Annotated in this window: 4 protein-coding genes; 1 reads left to right on the forward strand and 3 read right to left on the reverse strand. The window is 71.5% G+C overall.

The window, feature by feature from the left end:
- Positions 1–183: 183 nt before the first annotated feature.
- Both AC3XYG_RS24215 and AC3XYG_RS24220 read right to left on the reverse strand, forming a co-directional pair.
- Positions 184–957 (reverse strand): PhzF family phenazine biosynthesis protein, encoded by a 774-nt coding sequence (locus AC3XYG_RS24215; protein WP_489142428.1) that lies wholly within the window; start codon positions 955–957, stop codon positions 184–186.
- Between the two features lie 23 nt (positions 958–980).
- Complete coding sequence (locus AC3XYG_RS24220; protein WP_489142429.1) at positions 981–1895, reverse strand: LysR family transcriptional regulator; 915 nt, start codon at positions 1893–1895, stop codon at positions 981–983.
- A gap of 145 nt (positions 1896–2040) precedes the next feature.
- Here AC3XYG_RS24220 and AC3XYG_RS24225 point away from each other — a divergent pair, with 145 nt between their 5' ends.
- Positions 2041–3624: an MFS transporter gene (locus tag AC3XYG_RS24225; protein WP_489142430.1), complete on the forward strand. Its 1584-nt coding sequence runs from the start codon at positions 2041–2043 to the stop codon at positions 3622–3624.
- Positions 3625–3639: 15 nt separating this feature from the next.
- Here the strand turns inward: AC3XYG_RS24225 and AC3XYG_RS24230 are convergent, their stop codons facing one another.
- Positions 3640–3807, reverse strand: coding sequence for a YqaE/Pmp3 family membrane protein (locus tag AC3XYG_RS24230; protein ID WP_489142431.1), 168 nt, complete (start codon positions 3805–3807; stop codon positions 3640–3642).
- Positions 3808–4077 lie beyond the last annotated feature (270 nt).

Raw genomic sequence — 4077 nt, forward strand, 5'->3', positions numbered from 1 at the left:
AAGTGCACTTCGCCTTCTCCGGCACCGACACCGTCATCGGCGGCGACATCAACGGCGACGGTGTCTCCGACTTCAATATCATTCTGACCGGGCATGTCGCCCTGGTGGCCGGCGATTTCGTCCTCTAGGTCCTGAGGGGCACCGGCACCCCGGGCGCCGCGCGTCCGGAGTGCCGGGGGCCGGTTACGCCGGCAGTCGGATCAGCGCGCGCATGAAGGTGACGGCTTGGCCGGACAGCAGCACCCGGTCGCCCTGCAGCCGGCATCCCAGCCGGCCGCCGCGGCGCGAGCACTGGACCGCAGTCAGCTCCATCCTCCCAAACTTCGCCGCCCAATAGGGCACCAGCGTCGCATGGATCGACCCGGTCACCGGATCCTCGGGAATGCCATAGCTGGGCGCGAAATAGCGCGAGGCGATGTCCGCCGTCGCGCCGCGGCCGGTGACGACGAGGCCGAGCGGATGCAGCCCGGCGATGCGCAGCAGATCGGGCACCACCATCCGCACCGCCGCCTCGTCCGGCAGCTCGACGAACAGGTTCTCAAAGTTGCGGAACACCGCCACGACCCGGTCGCCGAACAGCTCCGCCACCAGCGGCGGCGGATCGACCGGCTGCGGCGCCAGCGCCGGGATGTCGAGCACATAGCCATCGCCGGCCCGCGTCACCGCCAGCCGGCCGACCCGGGTGTGGAACACCAGCTCGCCCGTCTCGCCCCGCTCCGCCGCCAGCACATGGGCGGTGGCCAGCGTGGCATGGCCGCAGAAATCGACCTCGTGCACCGGGGTGAACCAGCGCAGATCCCATTCCGCCCCGGCCCGGCGGGCGAAGGCCGTCTCGGCCAGGTTGTTCTCCTCGGCGATGGCCTGCAGCACGGCATCCGGCAGCCAGTCGTCGAGGATCAGCACCGCGGCCGGGTTGCCCGAGAACACCCGGTCGGCAAAGGCATCAACCTGAACCATCTCCAATTCGCGCATCACAATCCTCAGCGTGGGGTGTCCGGCGATCCCTCCGCCGGGATCAGCCGGGTGCACAGGAAGTCGACGAAGACGCGCCGCTTCGGCGACAGATGGCGGCTGGACGGCCACAGCGCCCAGAACATGCTCGGCGGCGCCTTGTATGGCTCCAGCACCGCCTGCAGCGCGCCGCCGGCCAGGGCGTCGCGCAGCAGGAAATCCGCCATGTAGATCAGGCCGAGCCCGCGCTGCGCGGCGGAAATCAGCGCCTCGGCATTGTTGCACAGCAGCGTCGCCGGCAACCGCCAGCTGCCCGGCGCCGGGTCGGCCCGCAGCCCCCAATCCTGCAGCGTGCCGGCGGTCGGCGATTTGTAGCGCAGGCAGGCATGCCGCTCGAGATCGGCCGGGCGCTGCGGCACGCCGCGCCGCGCGAAATAGTCCGGCGACCCGACGATCCGGAAGCAGAACGGCCCGATCCGCCGCGACACCAGGCGGGAATCGGTCAGCGCGCCGCTGCGCATCACCACATCCAGCCCTTCGTCGATGACGTCGACCATGCGGTCGTTGAAGTCGAGATCCAGCTCGATCTCGGGATACATCCCCACGAATTCCGGCAGCACCGGCAGCAGCAGGCGATGCGTCGCCACCGGCAGGCTGACCCGCAGGCGGCCGCGCGGCGCCTCCATCGCCCGCTGCAGCTCCGCCTCCGCATCCGCGACATCACCGAGGATGCGCTGGCAGCGCTCGTAGAACAGCGCGCCCTCCGCGGTCAGGCTGATCCGCCTCGTGCTGCGGTGGAACAGCCGGGCGCCCAGCCGTTCCTCCAGCCGCGCCACGCTCTTGCCCACGGCCGAGGCCGAGATGCCGAGCAGCCGCCCCGCGGCGACGAAGCTGCGCGTCTCGGCGGCGCGGACGAAGGCGGTCAGGCCGTTCAGATTGTCCATGCCCGGAGTCTCGACGTACAAGGGCTCGATTGCGGAATTGAATTCCGGTCATAGCGGAATTTGTGCCGGTTGGCCGATCATTACGGCCGATTTATCTTCCATGCAACGCCGCGCCCAATGCGGCCCCCTGACATCAGAGTTGCCCATGCCCCGGAATTCCGATTCCGCGGCAGCACCGTCCGCGTCTGCCGCCGGCCACAGCCGGATGGAGAAGCTGCTGGTGCTGGCCGCCGTGTGCCTGTCGCTGCTGGCCCTGCCGTTCAACTTCACCGGTCCGGCAGTGGCGATGCCGGCCATCGCCCGCTCGCTCGGCGGCGACCCGATCGCCCTGAACTGGATCACCAACGCCTTCATGCTGTGCTTCGGCAGCACGCTGATGATCGCCGGCGCCCTGGCCGACAGCTTCGGCCGCAAGCGGCTGTTCCTGATCGGCCAGGTGGTGTTCCTGGTGTCCTCGCTGGCGCTGACCCTGGTGCGCGACCTGCTGGTGCTGGACCTGCTGCGGGCGGTGCAGGGCGGCGCCGGCGCCGCCGCCTTCTCCGCCGGCCTCGCCGCGCTGGCCCAGGAATTCGACGGTCCGGCCCGGACCCGCGCCTTCAGCCTGATCGGCACCACCTTCGGCATCGGCCTGGCCTTCGGCCCGCTGCTGTCCGGCCTGCTGGTCGAGACCGTGGGCTGGCAGTCGATCTTCCTCGGCACCGCCGGGCTCAGCGCCATCGCCTTCGGCTTCGGCTGGCGCTTCATGCATGAATCCCGCGATCCCGGCGCCGCCGGTCTGGATTGGCCGGGCGCCGCCAGCTTCACCGCCGCCCTGTCGCTGCTGACCTATGCCGTGCTGCTGGCGCCGGAACAGGGCTGGGGCAGCCCCTGGGTGATCGCCCTGCTGGCCGGCGCCGTGGCGCTGGCCGCCCTGTTCATCCGGATCGAGACCCGGGCGGCGCGGCCGATGCTGGACCTGTCGCTGTTCCGCTTCCCGCGCTTCGTCGGGGTCCAGCTGCTGGCGGCGGCGCCGGCCTATTCCTTCGTGGTGCTGCTGATCCTGCTGCCGCTGCGCTTCGTCGGCATCGAGGGCTGGGGCGGGGTCGGCGCCGGCTGGATGATGATGGCGCTGTGCGGGCCGATGCTGGTGGTGCCGATGCTGGCGGCGCTGCTGACCCGCTGGTTCTCCGCCGGCGTGCTGTGCGGCGCCGGGCTGCTGGTCACCGCCGCCGGGCTGGTGCTGCTGTCCCAGGTGCCGCCGGGCATGGCGGCGTCGGCGATGGTCCCGCCGCTGCTGGTGATCGGCCTGGGCATCAGCCTGCCCTGGGGCCTGATGGACGCACTGGCGGTCAGCGTCGTGCCGAAGGAGCGCGCCGGCATGGCCGCCGGCATCTTCAGCACCACCCGCGTGGCCGGCGAAGGCATCGCCCTGGCGGTGGTCGGCGCCATCCTGGCCGGCTTCGTGCGGTCTGGTTTGACGGGGGCCGGCCTGGCGACGGTGTCCGGCCCGGTCGACCCGGCGACGCTGACCCTGGCGGCGCAGCGGCTGGCGATGGGCGACCTGGACCAGGCCGCGGCGGCCCTGCCGCAGGCCGGCCCGGCCCTGCTGGTCCAGGCCTATGGCGACGCGTTCCACGACCTGCTGTTCGTGCTGGCCGCCATCACCGTGGTCTCGGCCGTGGTGGTGTTCGGCTTCCTGTCGCGCGCCGTGCCGGCCGCGGAGCCGGAGCTGGTCCCGGCGGCGGAGTGAGGCGGCCGCATCCGCTCAGTGCGGCGGGTGGATCGACAGGATGTAGAGCGCGTGGATGATGCCCGGGATCCAGCCCAGGATCGTCAGGATGATGTTCAGCCGCAGCTCCGGCCCCGCCCCGATGTCGAGATAGACGGCGAGCGGCGGGCAGAGGAAGGCGAGAATGTACAGCAGCGTGACCAAGGACCGGGCCCGGCAGTGGATCCAACCCTTGCCTAGTCCCCTCCGCCGCCCGGGGGCAAGGCCGGAGGTGTAACGGAACGTTTCCCGGGCGGCGCTGGCACGCCGCTTGCTGATCCCAGGCCGATGGGCGCGGCGGGCGCGCCGGCACGGATGGGAACAGGGGAATGGTGCTGGTGGATTGGGGACGGGGGCTGCTGGGCCTGGTGGTCGCGGCCGGGCTGGCCGCGACGGCGCTGCCCGCGGCGGCGGACGGGCTGGACGACGTGGTGG

The organism is Inquilinus sp. (assembly GCF_057815775.1).

Excerpts from the sequence above, each read along its gene's own strand:
- AC3XYG_RS24215 (WP_489142428.1), bottom strand. The coding sequence starts at position 957 with ATGGTTCAGGTTGATGCCTTTGCCGACCGGGTGTTCTCGGGCAACCCG.
- AC3XYG_RS24220 (WP_489142429.1), bottom strand. The coding sequence starts at position 1,895 with ATGGACAATCTGAACGGCCTGACCGCCTTCGTCCGCGCCGCCGAGACG.
- AC3XYG_RS24225 (WP_489142430.1), top strand. The coding sequence starts at position 2,041 with ATGCCCCGGAATTCCGATTCCGCGGCAGCACCGTCCGCGTCTGCCGCC.